The sequence below is a fragment of the Streptomyces sp. GESEQ-4 genome (assembly GCF_017948455.1).
Taxonomy (GTDB): domain Bacteria; phylum Actinomycetota; class Actinomycetes; order Streptomycetales; family Streptomycetaceae; genus Streptomyces.
Genome location: NZ_JAFFSU010000002.1, coordinates 21,271 through 38,921, shown reverse-complemented (window position 1 = coordinate 38,921; position 17,651 = coordinate 21,271). Strand labels below are relative to the sequence as shown.

At 69.1% G+C, this 17,651-nt stretch carries 14 protein-coding genes and 1 pseudogene; 5 read left to right on the top strand and 10 right to left on the bottom strand.

Going from position 1 to position 17,651, the window contains the following annotated elements; all coding sequences use genetic code 11:
* Window positions 1–85 precede the first annotated feature (85 nt).
* Window positions 86–895 (top strand): PhzF family phenazine biosynthesis protein, encoded by an 810-nt coding sequence (locus KCH48_RS05475; RefSeq protein ID WP_210570983.1) that lies wholly within the window; start codon window positions 86–88, stop codon window positions 893–895.
* Between the two features lie 9 nt (window positions 896–904).
* Here KCH48_RS05475 and KCH48_RS05470 read toward each other — a convergent pair whose 3' ends face one another.
* Entirely contained in the window at window positions 905–1,705 is an 801-nt protein-coding gene (locus tag KCH48_RS05470; protein WP_210570982.1) for a CPBP family intramembrane glutamic endopeptidase, read from the bottom strand.
* Window positions 1,706–1,815: 110 nt separating this feature from the next.
* Between KCH48_RS05470 and KCH48_RS05465 the strand changes: the two genes are divergently transcribed.
* Window positions 1,816–3,588 carry a substrate-binding and VWA domain-containing protein gene (locus tag KCH48_RS05465; protein ID WP_210570981.1) on the top strand — a complete coding sequence of 591 codons (1,773 nt, stop codon included), beginning with the start codon at window positions 1,816–1,818 and terminating at the stop codon, window positions 3,586–3,588.
* Between the two features lie 10 nt (window positions 3,589–3,598).
* Here the strand turns inward: KCH48_RS05465 and KCH48_RS05460 are convergent, their stop codons facing one another.
* On the bottom strand, window positions 3,599–5,116 hold the full coding sequence (locus KCH48_RS05460) for a glutamate-cysteine ligase family protein (RefSeq protein WP_210570980.1): 1,518 nt from the start codon (window positions 5,114–5,116) through the stop codon (window positions 3,599–3,601).
* 558 nt (window positions 5,117–5,674) lie between these two features.
* On the opposite strand from KCH48_RS05460, the gene KCH48_RS05455 reads away from it, so the two are divergent.
* The 3 genes from KCH48_RS05455 to KCH48_RS05445 all read left to right on the top strand — a co-directional run bounded on the left by KCH48_RS05455 (window position 5,675) and on the right by KCH48_RS05445 (window position 8,198).
* Window positions 5,675–6,259 (top strand): hypothetical protein, encoded by a 585-nt coding sequence (locus KCH48_RS05455; protein ID WP_210570979.1) that lies wholly within the window; start codon window positions 5,675–5,677, stop codon window positions 6,257–6,259.
* A gap of 458 nt (window positions 6,260–6,717) precedes the next feature.
* On the top strand, window positions 6,718–6,912 hold the full coding sequence (locus tag KCH48_RS05450) for a DUF5999 family protein (RefSeq protein WP_210570978.1): 195 nt from the start codon (window positions 6,718–6,720) through the stop codon (window positions 6,910–6,912).
* 242 nt (window positions 6,913–7,154) lie between these two features.
* Window positions 7,155–8,198, top strand: a complete 1,044-nt coding sequence (locus KCH48_RS05445) for a LacI family DNA-binding transcriptional regulator (RefSeq protein WP_210570977.1) — start codon at window positions 7,155–7,157, stop codon at window positions 8,196–8,198.
* Here the strand turns inward: KCH48_RS05445 and KCH48_RS05440 are convergent.
* The 8 genes and pseudogenes from KCH48_RS05440 to kdpA form a co-directional block, all read right to left on the bottom strand.
* Window positions 8,191–9,246: an endo-1,4-beta-xylanase gene (locus tag KCH48_RS05440; RefSeq protein WP_210570976.1), complete on the bottom strand. Its 1,056-nt coding sequence runs from the start codon at window positions 9,244–9,246 to the stop codon at window positions 8,191–8,193. The two genes, KCH48_RS05445 and KCH48_RS05440, sit on opposite strands and share 8 nt — an antisense overlap.
* A gap of 46 nt (window positions 9,247–9,292) precedes the next feature.
* Window positions 9,293–10,057 carry a carbohydrate ABC transporter permease gene (locus tag KCH48_RS05435; RefSeq protein WP_246884931.1) on the bottom strand — a complete coding sequence of 255 codons (765 nt, stop codon included), beginning with the start codon at window positions 10,055–10,057 and terminating at the stop codon, window positions 9,293–9,295.
* A 56-nt stretch (window positions 10,058–10,113) separates the two neighbouring features.
* Window positions 10,114–11,112: a carbohydrate ABC transporter permease gene (locus tag KCH48_RS05430; protein WP_210570974.1), complete on the bottom strand. Its 999-nt coding sequence runs from the start codon at window positions 11,110–11,112 to the stop codon at window positions 10,114–10,116.
* A 6-nt stretch (window positions 11,113–11,118) separates the two neighbouring features.
* Window positions 11,119–12,411, bottom strand: a complete 1,293-nt coding sequence (locus KCH48_RS05425) for an extracellular solute-binding protein (protein WP_210571472.1) — start codon at window positions 12,409–12,411, stop codon at window positions 11,119–11,121.
* 287 nt (window positions 12,412–12,698) lie between these two features.
* Window positions 12,699–13,234, bottom strand: a pseudogene (locus KCH48_RS05420) (response regulator).
* Complete coding sequence (locus KCH48_RS05415; protein ID WP_210570973.1) at window positions 13,234–13,866, bottom strand: potassium-transporting ATPase subunit C; 633 nt, start codon at window positions 13,864–13,866, stop codon at window positions 13,234–13,236. The pseudogene KCH48_RS05420 and the gene KCH48_RS05415 overlap by 1 nt, the downstream one beginning before the upstream one ends.
* A gap of 5 nt (window positions 13,867–13,871) precedes the next feature.
* On the bottom strand, window positions 13,872–15,989 hold the full coding sequence (gene kdpB, locus KCH48_RS05410) for a potassium-transporting ATPase subunit KdpB (protein ID WP_210570972.1): 2,118 nt from the start codon (window positions 15,987–15,989) through the stop codon (window positions 13,872–13,874).
* Window positions 15,986–17,650 (bottom strand): potassium-transporting ATPase subunit KdpA, encoded by a 1,665-nt coding sequence (kdpA, locus tag KCH48_RS05405; protein ID WP_210570971.1) that lies wholly within the window; start codon window positions 17,648–17,650, stop codon window positions 15,986–15,988. Before kdpA ends, kdpB begins: the two co-directional genes overlap by 4 nt.
* Window position 17,651 lies beyond the last annotated feature (1 nt).

Genomic DNA, 17,651 nt, shown 5'->3' with positions numbered 1-17,651 from the left:
CTGAACACGGCCCGGACCAAAATCGGTCCAGCACCCCGGAATTGGCCTTGGCCTGCCGCTTCGCCCCGCGCCTAGCGTCTGCGGCATGCGGATTCGAATCGTCGACGCCTTCACCGACCGCCCCTTCGCCGGCAACCCGGCCGGCGTCCTGCTCCTCGACGCCTTCCCGGACGAGACCTGGCTCCAGAACGTGGCCAGGGAGGTCAACCACGCCGAGACGGCCTTCGCCCACCGACTGCCCGAGGGCGGCGAGGCCGACTGGGCGCTGCGCTGGTTCACGCCCGTCACCGAGGTCGCCATGTGCGGCCACGCCACGCTCGCCGCGGCCCACGTCCTGCACACCACCGGCGCGCATCAGGGCCCGGTGCGCTTCGCCACCCGCAGCGGCGTACTGGTCGCGGCGCCGGGCGAGGACGGCTCGATCACCCTGGACTTCCCGACCGCACCGCTCACCCCGGTCGACGTGCCGGACGGGGTCACCGACGCGCTCGGCGCCGAGCCACGCACCGCCTTCGACACCGGCCCGAACGTCGGCGACCTGCTCCTCGAACTCGCCGACGAGAAGACCGTCCACGCCCTGGCACCGGACCACAAGGCACTCGCCGCCTACTCCACCCGCGGCATCATCGCCACCGCCCGCGCCGAGGACCCCACGCGGGGCTACGACTACGTCTCCCGCTGCTTCTTCCCGAACGTCGGCATCGACGAGGACGCGGTCACCGGCAGCGCCCACACGGCCCTCGCCCCCTACTGGTCCGAGCGCCTCGGGCGCCCCGGCCTTACCGGCCTCCAGGCCTCACCCCGCTCCGGGCGCGTCCGCACCGAGCTGCGCGGCGACCGCACGCTGCTGACCGGACGCGCGGTCACGGTCATCGACGGGGAGCTGCTCGCGTAACGAAAGCACTCAAGCCGTCGGCAGCCAGCCCACCTTCCCGGCCAGCAGCGCGTAGCCGACGAACGCCCCTATGTCGAGCAGCGAATGAGCCACGACCAGGGGACCGACCCGGCCCCAGCGTCGGTAGAGATAGACGAACACCACGCCCATCGCCAGGTTGCCGAGGAAGCCGCCGATGCCCTGGTAGAGGTGGTAGGAGCCGCGCAGTACGGAACTGGCCATCAGCGCGGTGCCCGGGGACCAGCCCAACTGTCCGAGCCGGCGCAGCAGATAGCCGACGACGATGACCTCTTCGAGGATCGCGTTCTGCATCGCGGACATGATCAGGACCGGGTACTTCCACCACACGTCGGGCAGCGCCTCGGGCACCACCGTGAGGTTGAAGCCGAGTCCGCGGGCGGCCAGGTAGAAGGCGATTCCGGTGCTGCCGATCACCGCCGCGATCGCCGCACCGCGGCCGAGGTCCGGCCAGGGTCTGGTCCGGTCGAAGCCGAGGGTGCGCAGGCTCTCGCCCTCGCGCAGCAGGAAGTGCGCGACGAGCAGGACGGGCACGAGTGCCGTGGTGATCCCGAAGAGCTGCCAGGCGAGATCCAGCCAGGGACGGCCCGGCGCGGCCGACGCGTTGAGGGTGGCCGCCTGGTCCTTGAGACCGCCCGGTTTGGTGACCGATCCGACAAAACTGATCAGGGCGGACACACCGCTCGCACCGAGCGAAAGCCCCAGAACGAGCAGCGTCTCGGAACGGAGAATTCGCTGTGAGGGCCGCTCCTGAGGAAAAGATTCGGCCACCGAGCCCGCCTCCGAGTGCACACCTGCCTCCAGTTGAGTAATCCCGCCTCATCCCCATCGCCGCGCCGCTAGGGTCTCGAAAGAAGTTACGAAGATCGTGCGCGACAGGCCGATGGGGGGGCACCACCGTCATGGGACGTCACAGCTTGCCCGATCAGTATGTGGCGGGCGGCAGCGACCCCCGTCCGCGCGCCCGCCGCCGCACGGTGGCCGTCGCCACGGCACTGGTTCTCACCATCGCCGGGGGCACCGCGGTCGCCGTCCAGAGCGGGCTGCTCTCCTTCGGCTCCTCCTGCCAGGACGACCCGGTCCGGCTGAAGCTCGCCGCCTCCCCGGACATGGCCCCCGCGCTGCGCCAGGCGGCGAAGCAGGCACGCGAGGACGACCTCACCTCCGACGGGCGGTGCGTCGCGGTCTCGGTGAGCGCACGCGACCCGTACAAGGTCGCCGACGCGCTCGCGACGGGCGAGAAGGCCGACATCCAGGTGTGGGTGCCGGACTCGGACGTGTGGGTGCAGCGGGTCTCGGCGGACAGCGGTGCGACGCAGGTGACTCTGGCGGGCACGGTGGCGTCCACCCCGGTCGGGGTGGCGATGGTGCCGGCGGCCGCGAAGTCGCTGGGGTGGCCGAAGCGGACGTACAGCTGGATGGAGCTGGCCGGGGCCAGCCTCCAGGACGACGCCCTCCGGCTCGGCGCGGCCGACCCGGCGCGCAGTGCGACCGGGCTGCTGGCGCTCACGCAGGTGGGCGCGGCCGCCGCGAAGATCAAGGGCGGGGACACACAGGCCGCGGCCGTGATGAAGACGCTGGCGCAGCGCACCTCCGACAGCGACACCCAGGTCCTGGACACCCTGCCGCGCGACTCCTCGGGCACCGAGCAGGGCAACCCCCGGCGCAACCAGGCGCTGATCCTCAGCGAGCAGGCGGCGTTCGCGTACAACTCCTCGGCCGGCGGCGCGGGCAGCCTGGACATGTTCTATCCGAAGGACGGCTCGCCCCGGCTCGACTACCCCTACACCCTGGTCGACCAGACCCGGCTGTCGACGGACGAGAAGAGGGCCGCGATCCGGTTCACGAGCTATCTGCGGCAGCCCGAGCAGCGCCGGCTGCTGGAGAAGTACGGCTTCCGGACCTCCGCCGACGAGGTGTCTCAGGCGCTGGTGACCAAGGCAGGGGGCACCAGCCCGCAGCCGTACGCGCAACCCGCCGCGCGGCCCGCCGACGAGATCGCGCTCCAGGAAGCGCTCGGCACCTGGACGATCACGGTGCAGAGCGCCCGGATCACCACGGTCGTGGACGCCTCCGCGTCCATGTCCGAACCGGTCGGCGACACCGGACAGACCCGTATGGACGTCACCAAGGCCTCGCTGTTGCAGGCCCTCGCCACGTTCACGCCCGAGGACGAGATCGGGCTGTGGGACTTCTCCACCAAGCTGGACGGCGACAAGGACTACCGCGTCCGCGTGCCGACCGAGCGGCTCGGCGACCGGGCCGGCGAGGGCACACAGCGGGATCTGCTGTCGGCGGCGTTCAGCGCGCTGGCGCCGGTGCCCAACGGGGCGACCGGGCTGTACGACACGACGCTCGCCGCGTATCAGGCGGCCATGTCCTCGTACGACAAGGGAAAGTTCAACGCGCTGGTCATCCTCACCGACGGAGTGAACCAGGACCCCGGCAGCATCTCCCGCTCCGACCTCGTCGAGCGGCTGGAGCAGCTCACCAACCCCGAGCGCCCGGTGCCGCTCATCATGATCGCCGTCGGCCCGGACGCCGACCGCGAAGAGGCCGAGCAGATCGCCAAGGCGACCGGCGGCTCAGGACACGAGGTCAGTGACCCGTCGCAGATCCACTCGGTGATCCTGCAGGCGATCGTCGCGGCGGGGGCGCGGGGGAACCAGGGGTGACCGTCGGCCCCTACCCCAGCGGCACCGCCTCCGGCAGCCCCACCGGCCAGGTGTGCACCGGCTCCCCGTGGTGCATCAGCCGGCGGTAGCACTTGGTGGTGGCCGCCAGCGCGGCCTCCCGGGACAGCCCCGACTCCAGGGCCCGGTGGAAGGTCGCCGACTGCCATGCCGCCCCGTTGACCCGGCGCCGGCAGCGCTCCTCGATCACGCCGAGATACAGATCCCGGTCGGCCGGATCGACGCCCCACGCGTCCAGCCCCGCCTCGGCGAGCGGCAGCAGTTCGTCGCGTACGAGACTCACCGCGTCGACCTCGGTGGTGCCGCCGTAGCGCCCGCGCCGGGGCCAGATCAGGCGGGCGTCGATGCCGTGCCGGCACGCGCTGTCGAAGTTGGCGGCGGCCGCCTCGAACGGCAGCCGGGACCAGACCGGCCGGGACTCCTCGGCGAGGGCGCGGACGACGCCGTAGAAGAAGGCGGCGTTGGCGAGGACGTCCGTGACGGTCGGCCCGGCGGGCAGGACGCGGTTCTCGACGCGCAGGTGCGGGACGTCGTCGGCGATGCCGTAGACGGGCCGGTTCCAGCGGTACACGGTGCCGTTGTGCAGGACGAGTTCGGCGAGTTTCGGGGTGCCGCCCGCGTCGAGGACGGCGAGGGGGTCCTCGTCGTCGCAGATGGGCAGCAGGGCCGGGAAGTAGCGCAGGTTCTCCTCGAAGAGGTCGTACGCCGAGGAGATCCACCGTTCGCCGAACCAGGTGCGCGGCCGGACGCCCTGGGCCTGGAGTTCGGGCGGGCGGGTGTCGGTGGACTGCTGGAACAGCGGCGGCCGGGACTCGCACCACAGCTCGCGGCCGAACAGGAAGGGAGAGTTGGCGCCCACGGCGATCTGCGCGGCGGCGACGGCCTGCGCGGCGTTCCATACGTCGGCGAAGCGGCCCGGCGTGACCTGGAGGTGCAACTGGACGGAGGTGCAGGCGGCTTCCGGCGCGATGGACCTGGAGGTGCAGCTCAGATGCTCCACGCCCGCTATGTCGAGCACGAAGTCCTCGCCGCGGGCGGCCACGATCTGGTCGTTGAGCAGGGTGTAGCGGTCGACGTCGGAGAGGTTCGTGGAGACCAGGTCGTCGCGGTCGAGCGTCGGCAGAATACCGATCATCACGATGCCCGCATCGACCTCGCGCGCTTTCCGGTCGGCATATGCCAGCGAGGTGCGCAGTTCCTCGGCGAGCCGGTCGAATACCCGCCCGCTCAAGCGATGTGGGGCTATGTTGACTTCCAGATTGAACATGGCGAGTTCTGTTTGGAAATCTCGGCTTGCGATCCTCTCCAGTACTTGCGCATTCAGCATTTTCGGCATGCCGTCCGCACCGGTGAGATTCAATTCGATCTCCAGCCCCATGAGGTTCTTCGGGCGATCGAACCGCTGCTCCGCCAGAAGCCGCTCCAGGCCCGTCAGGCACTCCCGGAGCTTGCCGCGGTACCGCTGCCGATCGGACAGGTCGAACCCGCCTGCCACGACCTTCTCCCCCATCGGAGCGTCCCTCCTCGCATGGGCGGGCCGATCAGGTCCGGCCGCCGGTGTCCCGGGTCAGGTGGGATGATGCCCAGCCGAAGCGATCGATAACGTCGCGGGCAGAGCGGGCGCGCGCTACTCTGACGGACGTGACCGGCGGCACATTCACCAGGCATGGCACATAGTGCAGTTTCCGGCACCTTGCCAACTCGTGAAAAACACCGACGAGTATTGGCCGACCGAGTCATCTGCATTTCCCGAGGTCATCGCGGGGCGACGGGTTCGGAACAGGGATGATTCCCGCTGGCCGCCGACCGAATGACCCCTTGCCGAAGTCCCCGGAAACAGCTAGACGAAACACAATGTGAACACGTGTCGTATAAACTCCGCGAGCAAGGCAGAGGGTTGGCGCCCCGGTCCGGGTTCCTGCCGTCAGGTGATGTGCGGCGGGCTTCACTCACACCCACGCATCCCCAGACCCCGGCCCCCGCCTCTCTGACCCCGTGAGCTGACAGCGTCGTCCGCCCCCGCCACGCCCTCGCGCCACTGTGCCTGTCGAATGAGAGGCGACCCACCATGCCGCTGCATGTCCCCCCGGCTCCAGCGCCCGCCCTTCGCTCCGTCCTCACCGCCCTCGGTTCCCCCACCGCGGTCCGCGAGGCCCGGACTCCCGCCCTGCGCACCGCGCAGGGCACCGCCACTCCCGAACTCCCACTGCCCGTGCACGTACTCGACCGCATCACCTCCGAGGGCGTGTCCGCGACCCGGCTGGCCGGGTGGCGTTTCCTGATCCGCTGCGGCGACCGCGCGGTGGCCGCGGCCGAGACCATGCTGACCCCGGACGGCTGGGCCTTCTCGCACTTCTTCGAGGGCCCGTACGTCGCCTCCACCGAGCGCGCGCTGCGCCAGGCCGAGTCGGTGAGCGGGGCGTACCAGCCGCGCCTGCTGTCGCTGCCCGGCCTGTACATGCTCACGCTGTGGCTGCACGGCGACTGCTCCTCGGACGGCACCACCGGCCACCCCGCCGCCACCGACCTGCTCGTCCCGCTGGCGCCGGCTCCGCCCGGCATCGCGGCCCACCGGCCGCACCGCGTCGCCGAGCTCCTCCCGATGCTCACCCACCGGGTGACGCCCACCCCGCTGCTCGGCCAGCCCGCCTGACCGACCGGCCCCGCGAAACACCCTCGTACCCCGCCACCGGAATTCCGGGTAGCGGGGTACGACGCTGTTTGCCGGAACCCGTACGCTCGTACGCGCTGAAGAATGCTGCAGAAACCCTTGTAGGCGCCTGGAACCCTCATCAAGCCCTATCACGCTCGCACGAGCATTAAGGCGCTCTAACGAGCCGAATAGGGTCGCCTCCCCGTCCTGACTAGCCCCATCCGACCATCCCGAACCACCCGAAGTGGCCGTGCAGTTGGAATGAACCCTTCACGCGGGTGATGCGTCCTGAACCTGTGAGAAGTGGTGCCGCTAAATCCCTGCGGAATGACGCCCGTGGGGCAACACTGGGTTCCGACCGACTTAAACAAACGGGGGCGGCCATGAACGAGGCTTCACGCCACAGGACAGACCCGACAACCCACTCACTCCACACGACAGAGCGAAAGAACCCACCCATGTGCCAGCACCAGCCACCCTGTCCGACAGCCGAATCAGCCGACCGGGAGTCCGCCCGACTCGTGGCGCACCACCCGGAGCAGGGATGGAGCCTGCTGTGCAACGGCGTTCTGCTGTTCGAGGACACCGGTGAGCTTCTGCCCGACGGCCAGATCATCGCCCCGCACCGTGCAGTGGTGATGACCGCAGCCTGAGCGGCACCGGGCGGACCGACCTCCCGCCCGGAGACATGAGGGGCCGGACGCAGACACATCCTGCGAACCGGCCCCGACGCATGTCGGGCGCCCGTCACTCCCCGTAGTCCCCCGTGCGTGATCCGGTCCACCGCACCCTTCCCTTCCCAACACCGCCCGCTTTCCGGAAGACTCCTGGAAGTTTCGAGGCGTGTGTCCGGTAGGCAGTGGCGGATGCGCGACCGGTCGACGGAGGTGGGGAATTGGCAGCACGCGAGGTCGATGCCGAGCAGGCGCCACAGGACGGGGGCAGGGTCACGATCACGGAGATCGCCCGGCAGGCCGGGGTCTCGGTGCCGACCGTGTCCCGGGTCGTCAACGGCCGCTCGGACGTGTCGCCCCACACCCGCGCCCGCGTGGAGGACCTGCTGCGCCGGCACGGCTACCGCAGGCGCCCCACGACCTCCGCCACCCGTGCCGCCCTGCTCGACCTGGTCTTCAACAGCCTCGACAGCCCCTGGGCCGTGGAGATCATCCAGGGCGTGGAGGAGGCGGCCCACACGGCCGGCGTCGGCACCGTGGTGTCGACGATCCACGGACGCTCGGGCGGCGCCCGCGAGTGGATGCGCAATCTGCGGGCCCGCGCCTCCGACGGCGTCATCCTGGTCACCTCGGCCCTGGAGCCGCTGCTGTACGAGGAACTGCGCATCCTCGGCGTCCCGCTCGTGATCGTCGACCCGGCCGGCTCGCCCGCCCTGGACGCCCCCACCATCGGCGCCGCCAACTGGTCCGGCGGCATGGCGGCCACCGAGCATCTGCTGGCCCTCGGCCACCGCAGGATCGGCTTGATCGCCGGGCCGCCCCGGCTGCTGTGCTCCCGCGCCCGGCTCGACGGCTACCGCACGGCGCTGGAGAGCGCCGGTCTCACGCTCGACGACACCCTCGTCGTGCCCGGCGACTTCCACCCCGAGTCCGGATTCACCGGCTGCAACGCCCTCCTGGACCTGCCCGACCCGCCCACCGCCGTCTTCGCGGCCAGCGACCAGATGGCGCTCGGCGCGATCGAGGCGCTGCGCCGGCGGGGCCTCAGGGTGCCGGAGGACATGAGCGTGGTCGGATTCGACGGCCTTCCGGAAGTCCGCTGGTCGGCCCCGCCGCTCACCACCGTCCGCCAGCCGCTCGCCGACATGGGCAAGCTCGCCGTCCGTACGGTGCTGCGCCTGGCCCGCGGCGAGCAGCCGGACTCGCCGCGGGTGGAGCTGGGCACAGAGCTGGTGGTGCGGTCGAGCACGGCCCCCGCTAGCTGAGCGCCTCCCTGATCGCGAAGTACGCGGGCTTGGGCCGGAGTTCCTCGTCCCACGGCAGCGCCGCGCCCTCACCCTCGAAGAACGCCGGGATCCAGGAGTATTTGTCGGTGTAGTCCCACAGCGTGATCCCCACGCACCGCCGCACGGCGAGGCACGCCTCGGTCATGTCCCGGTACCACTCCGCCTGCGTGGCCAGCTTGGCCTCGTCGGCGGGCACGTACATCCGCACATCCACCTCGGTGAGCGCGGTGTCCAGACCCAGCCGGGAGAAGCGGCGGAGGTTGTCCTCCAGGGTGCTCGGATAGCCGTACTGGAGGGCGAGATGGGCCTGCAGACCGAAGCCGTGGAGCGGGACGCGCTGCGCCTTCAGCTCCTTGACCAGCCGGTAGTAGGCGTCGCTCTTCGGGCCGATCCCCTCGACGTTGTAGTCGTTGAGGTAGAGCTTCACCTTCGGGTCGGCCTGGTGGGCCCAGCGCAGGGCGTCGGCGATGTAGCCCGGGCCGAGGGTCTTGTAGAAGATCGTCTCCCGGTAGGTGCCGTCCTCGTTGAAGGCCTCGTTGACGACGTCCCAGGCGTAGACCTTGCCGCGGTAGTGGCGTACTTCCGTCTGGATGTGCTTCTTCAGTACGGCTCTCAGCTCGGGGGCCGTCCACTCGCGCGAGGTGAGCCAGTCCGGGAGCTGGCTGTGCCAGACCAGGGTGTGGCCGCGTACGCGCTGGTGGTTGGCGCGGGCGAGGTTCACGATCTCGTCGCCCTGGGAGAAGTCGAAGACGCCCTGCTGGGGTTCGGTGGCGTACCACTTCATGCCGTTGCCGGGGGTGATCATGTCGAACTCGGTGCCGAGGATCGCCTTGTAGGGCTCGTCGGTGAGCTCGGGGTTGTCGGTGGCGCTGCCGAAGTAGCGGCCGTGGCGCTGGGCGAGTTCGGCGAGGGTCGGCTGGTCGGGGGCCGGCCGGTCCTCACCGGCCTGGGCCGCCGGGACGCCGGCGGCCAGGAGCAGGGCGACGAATGCGCCGGTGAGTCTGAGCCGTGTGCGGGTGGTGCGCATGGTGCGACTCCTCACGGTCGATGTGGTGTACGTCCGCCGGCGCGGGTCATCCCTTGGTGGCGCCGGCGGTGAGGCCGCCGACGAGCTGACGCTCGGCGACCGAGTAGAAGGCGAGTGCGGGGACCATGGCCAGGACGAGGTAGGCGAAGACCCTGGCGTACTCGGCCGAGTACTGGCCTTGGAACTGCTGGACGCCGATCGGGATGGTCCACCACGTGGAGTCGGTGAACACCAGCAGCGGAAGGAAGAAGTTGTTCCAGCTGGTGACGACGGCGAGCACGGAGACGGTGCCGAGTGCGGGCCGTGCCATCGGCAGCAGGACCCGCCAGAAGAACCCGAGCGGGGTGCACCCGTCGAGCGTGGCCGCCTCCTCCAGCTCGCCGGGGATCTCCCGGAAGAAGCCGCGCAGGATGATGATGGTCATCGGCAGCCCGAACGCGGCCTGCGGCAGGATCACGCCCAGTGGGTTGTCCAGCAGCCCCAGGGAGCGCAGCAGCAGGAACAGCGGCAGTGCCGCCACCGCGAAGGGGAACATCAGCCCCATCGTGAACAGGGTGAACAGGAACTCCCGGCCGCGGAAGGAGAACCGGGCGAAGGAGAAGGCGGCGAGCGCGGACACCGCGACGACCAGGACGGTCGTACCGATGGCGATGAACGTGCTGCTGCCGACCAGCCGCCAGAAGGAACCGGAGCCGAGGATGTCGGTGTAGTTGGAGGTCACCCACGACTCGGGCAGCCCGATCGGGTTCCGGGAGAGCTCGTCGGTGGACTTGAAGCCGGAGATGACCGCGTAGAGCAGCGGTATGCCCATGATCGCGCCGACGAGGACGAGGATGAAGTGGAACGGGAGTTGCCGCGCCGGTGCCTTCACTTCTGGCCTCCCCGCATGGTCGTGGTCGCCCCTTCGAGGTCGCGGCGGAGCACGAACCGCTGGTAGGCGAGGGCGAAGACGAGACTGATGCCGAACATGACCACGCTGATCGCGCTGGCATAGCCGACCTGATAGCGCTTGAAGCCGTACTGGAACATGGTCACGGCCATGGTCTCGGAGTGGTGGTCGGGGCCGCCCGCGGTGGTCACCCACACCAGGTCGAAGAGCTGGATGGCGCCGATGACGGACAGGAAGACGCTGATGCGCAGGGTGGGCGCGAGCAGCGGCAGGGTGACATTGCGGAAGCGCTGCCAGGGGCTCGCGCCGTCGATGAGCGCCGCCTCCGTCAACTCGGCCGGGATGGACTGGAGTCCGGCCAGGTAGAGCATCATGTGGAAGCCGAAGTACTTCCAGGTCATGACGAGGAACAGGGTCGCCATGACGGTGGAGGGGTCCGCGAACCAGGTCCCGCCGAGCCCGTCCAGGCCCACGCTGCCCAGGACCTGGTCGGCGAGGCCGTCGTCCGGGGCGAAGATCATCGCGAACAGGATGCCGGTGATGGCCTCGGACAGGACGTACGGCGCGAAGAACAGCATCCGGTACACGGCCCGGCCGCGGATCCGCTGGTTCAGCAGGACGGCCATGGCGAGCGCGAACGGCAGTTGCACGGCGAGCGACAGCAGGACCAGGACGAGACAGCGCCACAGGTCGCCCAGGAAGACCGGGTCGTCGAAGAGCCGGGTGAAGTTGTCGACGCCGACGTAGTCGGAGGGCATGCCGAAGCCGCCCCACCGGAAGAAGGCGGCGTACAGGGCGAACAGGATCGGCAGCAGGACCAGCACCAGGAACAGCACCAGCGCGGGCAGTTGGAAGCCGACCGCGGTGAGCCAGTTCAGCGTCCGCCGCCGGGCCCGCCCCCGGCCTGCCCTGACTGCCGGGGGCGGAGTCTCGGCGTCGGCGCCGGTCCGCTTGTCCGGAAGGAACGTGGAGGTCATCGGGGCCTACTGCTCTTCCTTCGCGGTCTGTGTGATCGACTCGGTGACCTGCTCGGGCGACTTGGAACCGGCGATCAGCGCGCCCACACTGTCGTTGACCTCCTGGCCGAGCGCGGGTGCGTACGCCTGGTCCAGGTAGAGCTGGAAGCCGGTGGAGCCCTTCAACTGCGCCTGTACGGCCTTGAGGTTGGGGTCGGTGAGGGCCTTCTCGGCGGCGGGCACCACCGGAATGGCGCCGGTCTTCTTGACCAGTTCCAGGTCCGTCGCCTCGGAGGCGAAGAACTCCAGGAAGTCGACGGCCGCCTGCGGAGCGCCCTGCCGCAGGGCGTGTCCGCCGCCCCCGCCGAACACCTCGGTGATGGCGCCCTTGCCGCCCTCGACCTCCGGGAACGGGAAGAATCCGAGGTCGTCGCCGAGGCCCTTGCCCGCGTCCGCCTGGACCACCGGCGCCCACTGGCCCATGAGTTCCATCGCCGCCTTGCCGTTGCCGACAGCGGCGGCCTGGCCGGTGGGGCTGGAGTAGGCGGCGCCGAGGAACCCCCTCTGGAACGGCTGGAGATCGACGAGTTCCTTGAGGTGCTGTCCGGCCTGGACGAACTCGGTCCCGGTGAAGTCCTTGTCGTCGTTGGCCTTCTCCAGCGCGCCGGCGCCCGCGGTGCGCATCGCCAGGTACGCCCAGTAGTACATACCGGTCCACGTCTCCTTGCCCGCGAGGGCGAGGGGGGTGATGCCGGCGGACTTCAGCTTGCCGACCGCGTCGAGGAAGCCGCTCCAGGTGGTGGGCGGCGTGGCGATTCCGGCCTGCTTGAACAGCGCCTTGTTGTACCAGAAACCGATCATGCCGATGTCGAACGGGACGCCGTACAGCCGGTCGTCGAGCAGATACGGCTTCTTCGCGGCCGCCAGCAGACCGTCGGACCACGGCTTCGTACGGTCCGTTAGGTCCTCGACGAGCCCGGCGTCGACCTGTTGCTTCAGGACGCCGCCGCCCCACGTGTGGAAGATGTCCGGCAGCTTCCCGGAGGCGGTCAGCGCCGTCATCTTCGATTTGTAGGCGTCGTTCTCCAACTGGACGATCTTTATCTTGACCTTGGGGTTCTGGGCCTCGAACTTCTTCGCGAGGCCGGCCCAGACATCCTTCGCCGGCTGAGTGGTGGAGATGTTCCACCACTCGACCGTGGTCGTCCCCGAGGATCCTCCGTCCGAGTCGCCGCCACAGCCGCTCAATGCCGTCATGCCCAGACCGGCCGCGGCGGAGGCCGCCAGGAAGCCGCGGCGGGACAGTGCCCGGTCGCCCATCATGCGCTCCTTGGGTACGGGACGGCGCGTCCACGCCTGTCCACTGGACCGAAACTTTCGGAACAATTCCAGAAAGCTTCGCTGCTGCCGCACCCTAGAGACAGCAGCCAAAGCGTGGCAACCCCTTGTACGCAGCGAATCTGCGGTCAGAGGCGGGAGCGTGCAGTGCGGCGGCCGTCCAGCTCGCCCAACACTCTTCCGCTCTCGTACGTCCGCAGGGCGTCAGTACTGCGAGGATGAACGAAACATTCGCCTTCGCCGACGAACATTCCGGAGCGGACTACAAGTCATCCTTCGAAGCGGTACCCCATGCCCGGTTCGGTGATGAGGTAGCGAGGGTGCGCGGGGTCCGCCTCCAACTTGCGGCGCAGCTGGGCCATGTAGACGCGCAGATAGTTGGTCTTGTTGCGCTGGGACACCCCTCTCCAGCAGATGCCATTCGGTCGGCGTCAGGCGCACGTCACGTCCGCCGCGCACGGCCTTCTCGGCGAGCAGGTCGATGGTGAACTCGTCCGTCGTGACCCGTGTCGCCTCGGGGGCGAGCGGTGCCTCCTCGGTGCGGCGCACGGCGGCCCGCAGCCGGGCGAGCAGCTCGTCCATGCTGAAGGGCTTGGTGATGTAGTCGTCGACGCCCGCGTCGAGCGCGGCGACCTTCCCGTCGGACCCCTGGCGGGCCGACAGCACCAGGATCGGCACGCGGGTCCAGCCGGAGGGCCGTGGCGCCGTCGGGCGCCGCGTCCACTCCGTACCGGCGTGCCTGCATGTTGATCACGAGCGCTCGTACGAGCTGTGGGTCGTCTTCCACGACCAGCACTCGGGTCATCAGTTGCCCTTGGTCAGTCCCTTGAGAGCGATGTTGAGTTCGAGGACGTTCACCCGGGGCTCACCCATGAAGCCGAGGGTGCGGCCCTCGGTGTGCTGGTCGACGAGCTTCTGGACCTGCCCGGCGGACAGGCCGTTGCGTTCGGCGACCCGGTGTACCTGGAGGTCGGCGTAGGCGGGCGAGATGTCCGGGTCCAGGCCGGAGGCGGAGGACGTGACCGCGTCGGCGGGTACGTCGGACGGCTTCACCTTGTAGTCGGCCGTCGAGTTGTCCTTGACGACCTTGGCCTGGGCTTCCTTGACCCACTTGATGAGTTCGGGGTTGTCGCCGGACCGGTTGGTCGCGCCCGAAAGGATCAGCTTGTACTGGGTGTTGACCGAGTTCTCGCCCAGTCCATTGGCGGGGCGCGGCTGGAAGTAGTCCAGGCTGTAGCCCTGTTGGCCGATCAGGGACGAGCCGACGACCTTGCCGTCCGCCGTGATCTCCGAGCCGTTCGCCTTGTCGTTGAACAGCGCCTGGACCACACCGGTGACCGCGAGCGGATAGATGATGCCGGTGAGCACGGTCAGCACCAGCAGCGCGCGCAGACCCGCCCCGAGCAACCGGGCTGTGTTCATGACCGAGTTGTTCATGGCGATCAACCGATTCCGGGGATGAGGGAGATGAGCATGTCGATGATCTTGATCCCGATGAAGGGGGCGATCAGGCCGCCGAGGCCGTAGATCCCGAGGTTCCGCCGCAGCATGCGGTCCGCGCTCATCGGCCGGTACCGCACACCGCGCAGGGCGAGCGGGACCAGCGCGATGATGATCAGCGCGTTGAAGACGACCGCGGACAGGATCGCGGAGTCCGGCGAGGACAGGTTCATGATGTTGAGCTTGTCCAGGCCCGGGTAGACCGCCGCGAACAGCGCCGGGATGATCGCGAAGTACTTCGCGACGTCGTTGGCGATGGAGAACGTGGTCAACGCGCCCCGGGTGATGAGGAGTTGCTTGCCGATCTCGACGATCTCGATGAGTTTGGTCGGGTTGGAGTCGAGGTCGACCATGTTGCCGGCCTCCTTGGCGGCCGACGTACCGGTGTTCATCGCCACACCGACGTCGGCCTGCGCGAGCGCGGGCGCGTCGTTCGTACCGTCACCCGTCATCGCGACGAGCTTGCCGCCCGCCTGCTCCCGCTTGATCAGCGCCATCTTGTCCTCGGGAGTGGCCTCCGCGAGGAAGTCGTCGACGCCCGCCTCCTCGGCGATCGCCTTGGCGGTCAGCGGGTTGTCGCCCGTGATCATGACGGTCTTGATGCCCATGCGGCGCAATTCGTCGAACCGCTCCCGCATGCCGTCCTTGACGACGTCCTTGAGGTGGATGACGCCCAGGATGCGGGCGCCCTCCGAGTCCTCGACAGCGACCAGCAGCGGCGTACCGCCGGCCTCGGAGATCTTGTCGGCGAGCGTGTCCGCGTCGTCCGCGACCCGGCCGCCCCGCTCCTTGACCCAGGTGATGACCGAACCGGCCGCGCCCTTGCGGACCTTGCGTCCGTCGACGTCCACCCCCGACATCCGGGTCTGGGCGGTGAAGGCGATCCACTCGGCCTGCGCCAGCTCGCCCTGGTGCCGCTCCCGCAGCCCGTACTTCTCCTTCGCCAGTACGACGATGGAGCGGCCCTCGGGCGTCTTGTCGGCCAGCGAGGAGAGCTGGGCGGCGTCGGCGACCTCGGCCTCGGTGGTGCCGCGCACCGGCACGAACTCGGCGGCCTGACGGTTGCCGAGTGTGATGGTGCCGGTCTTGTCGAGCAGCAGCGTCGAGACGTCACCGGCGGCCTCGACTGCCCTGCCGGACATGGCGAGTACGTTGCGCTGCACCAGCCGGTCCATGCCCGCGATGCCGATCGCGGAGAGCAGGGCGCCGATCGTCGTCGGGATCAGGCAGACCAGCAGGGCCACCAGGACGACCAGCGTCAGATGCGTGCCCGCGTAGTCGGCGAACGGCGGCAGCGTGGCCACCGCGAGCAGGAAGACGATCGTCAAAGACGCGAGCAGGATGTTCAGCGCGATCTCGTTCGGCGTCTTCTGCCGGGCGGCGCCCTCGACCAGGTTGATCATCCGGTCGATGAAGGTCTCGCCCGGCTTCGTCGTGATCTTGATGACGATGCGGTCGGAGAGCACCTTCGTACCGCCGGTGACGGCGCTCCGGTCGCCCCCGGACTCACGGATGACCGGAGCCGACTCGCCGGTGATCGCCGACTCGTCGACGCTGGCCACGCCCTCGACCACGTCACCGTCGCCGGGGATGATGTCGCCCGCCTCGCAGACGACCAGGTCGCCGATCCGCAGTTCGGTGCCGGCGACCACGGTGCCGTCGACCCTGCGGGCCACCGTGTCGGTCTTGGCCTTGCGCAGGGTGTCCGCCTGCGCCTTGCCGCGGCCCTCGGCGACGGCCTCCGCGAGGTTCGCGAAGATCACCGTCAGCCACAGCCAGGCACTGATCGCCCAGCCGAACCAGTCGCCCGGGTCCGTGAAGGAGAAGACCGTCGTCAGGACGGACCCGACCAACACCACGAACATCACGGGGGACTTGACCATCACCCGCGGGTCGAGCTTGCGGAAGGCGTCCGGCAGCGACTTCAGCAGCTGGCCGACGTCGAACAGGCCCGCGCCGACGCGGCCCTCGGGAGCCTTGTGCCCGGTCGGCGCGTCCTGGTGGGGCGCGAAGGTGGGAGTGGACATGGAGTCCTCGTGATTCGTTACGTCGGTGGTCATGCCGCCAACCCTTCGGCCAGCGGGCCCAGCGCGAGGGCGGGGAAGTAGGTGAGACCGGTGATGATCAGGATCGCGCCCACCAACAGGCCGGTGAACAGCGGCTTCTCGGTGCGCAGCGTTCCCGCGGTGACCGGCACCGGCTGCTGCTCGGCGAGCGAGCCGGCCAGCGCCAGCACGAACACCATCGGCAGGAAGCGGCCGAGCAGCATCGCCAGACCGAGCGTGCTGTTGAACCACTGCGTGTCCGCGTTCAGACCGGCGAACGCCGAGCCGTTGTTGTTCGAGGCGGACGTGTAGGCGTACAGGATCTCGGAGAATCCGTGCGCCCCGCTGTTGGTCATGGAGTTCGCCGGGGTCGGCAGCGCCATCGCGAAGGCGGTGAAGACGAGCACCAGCGCCGGGGTGATGAGGATGTAGCAGGCAGCCAGCTTGATCTCGCGCGTACCGATCTTCTTGCCCAGGTACTCGGGCGTACGGCCGACCATCAGACCGGCGATGAACACCGCGATGACCGCCATGATCAGCATGCCGTAGAGGCCGGAGCCGGTACCGCCGGGCGCGATCTCGCCCAGCATCATGCCGAGCATGGTGATGCCGCCGCCGAGACCGGTGAACGAGGAGTGGAAGGAGTCCACCGCGCCGGTCGAGGTGAGCGTGGTCGACACGGCGAAGATCGACGAGGCGCCGACGCCGAAGCGGCTCTCCTTGCCCTCCATCGCGCCGTGGGCGAGCTCGAACGCCGTGCCGTGGTGGGCGAACTCGGTCCACATCATCAGGGCGACGAAACCGACCCAGATGGTCGCCATCGTGGCGAGGATCGCGTAACCCTGCCTGACCGAGCCGACCATGACGCCGAAGCTCCGGGTCAGGGAGAACGGGATGACCAGGAGCAGGAAGATCTCGAAGAGGTTCGAGAAGGGGGTGGGGTTCTCGAACGGGTGGGCACTGTTGGCGTTGAAGTAGCCGCCACCGTTGGTGCCGATCTCCTTGATGGCCTCCTGCGAGGCGACCGCGCCGCCGTTCCACTGCTGCTGGCCGCCCATGAACTGTCCGACCTCATGGATCCCGGAGAAGTTCTGGATCACACCGCACGCGACCAGCACGACCGCGGCGACGGCCGCCAACGGCAGCAGGATGCGTACGACACCACGCACCAAGTCGGCCCAGAAGTTGCCGAGTTCACCGGTACGGGAGCGCGCGAACCCGCGTACGAGGGCCACCGCGACGGCGATACCGACCGCGGCCGACACGAAGTTCTGCACGGCCAGACCGGCGGTCTGCACGACATGGCCCATGGCCTGCTCGCCGTAGTACGACTGCCAGTTGGTGTTGGTCACGAAGGACACGGCGGTGTTGAACGCCTGGTCCGGATCGATCGAGGCGAACCCGAGCGAGCCGGGCAGGACACCCTGGAGCCGCTGGAGGGCGTACAGGAAGAGGACGCCGATCACGGAGAAGGCCAGCACCCCGCGCAGATACGCGGGCCAGCGCATCTCGGTGTCGGGGTTGGCTCCGATCCCCTTGTAGATCCACTTCTCGACCCGCCAGTGCCGGTCGGAGGAGTAGACCTTGGCCATGTAGTTGCCGAGGGGGATGTAGGCGAGCGCCAGCGCCGCTATCAAGGCAAGCAGCTGAAGGATGCCTGCGAGTACGGGACCCATA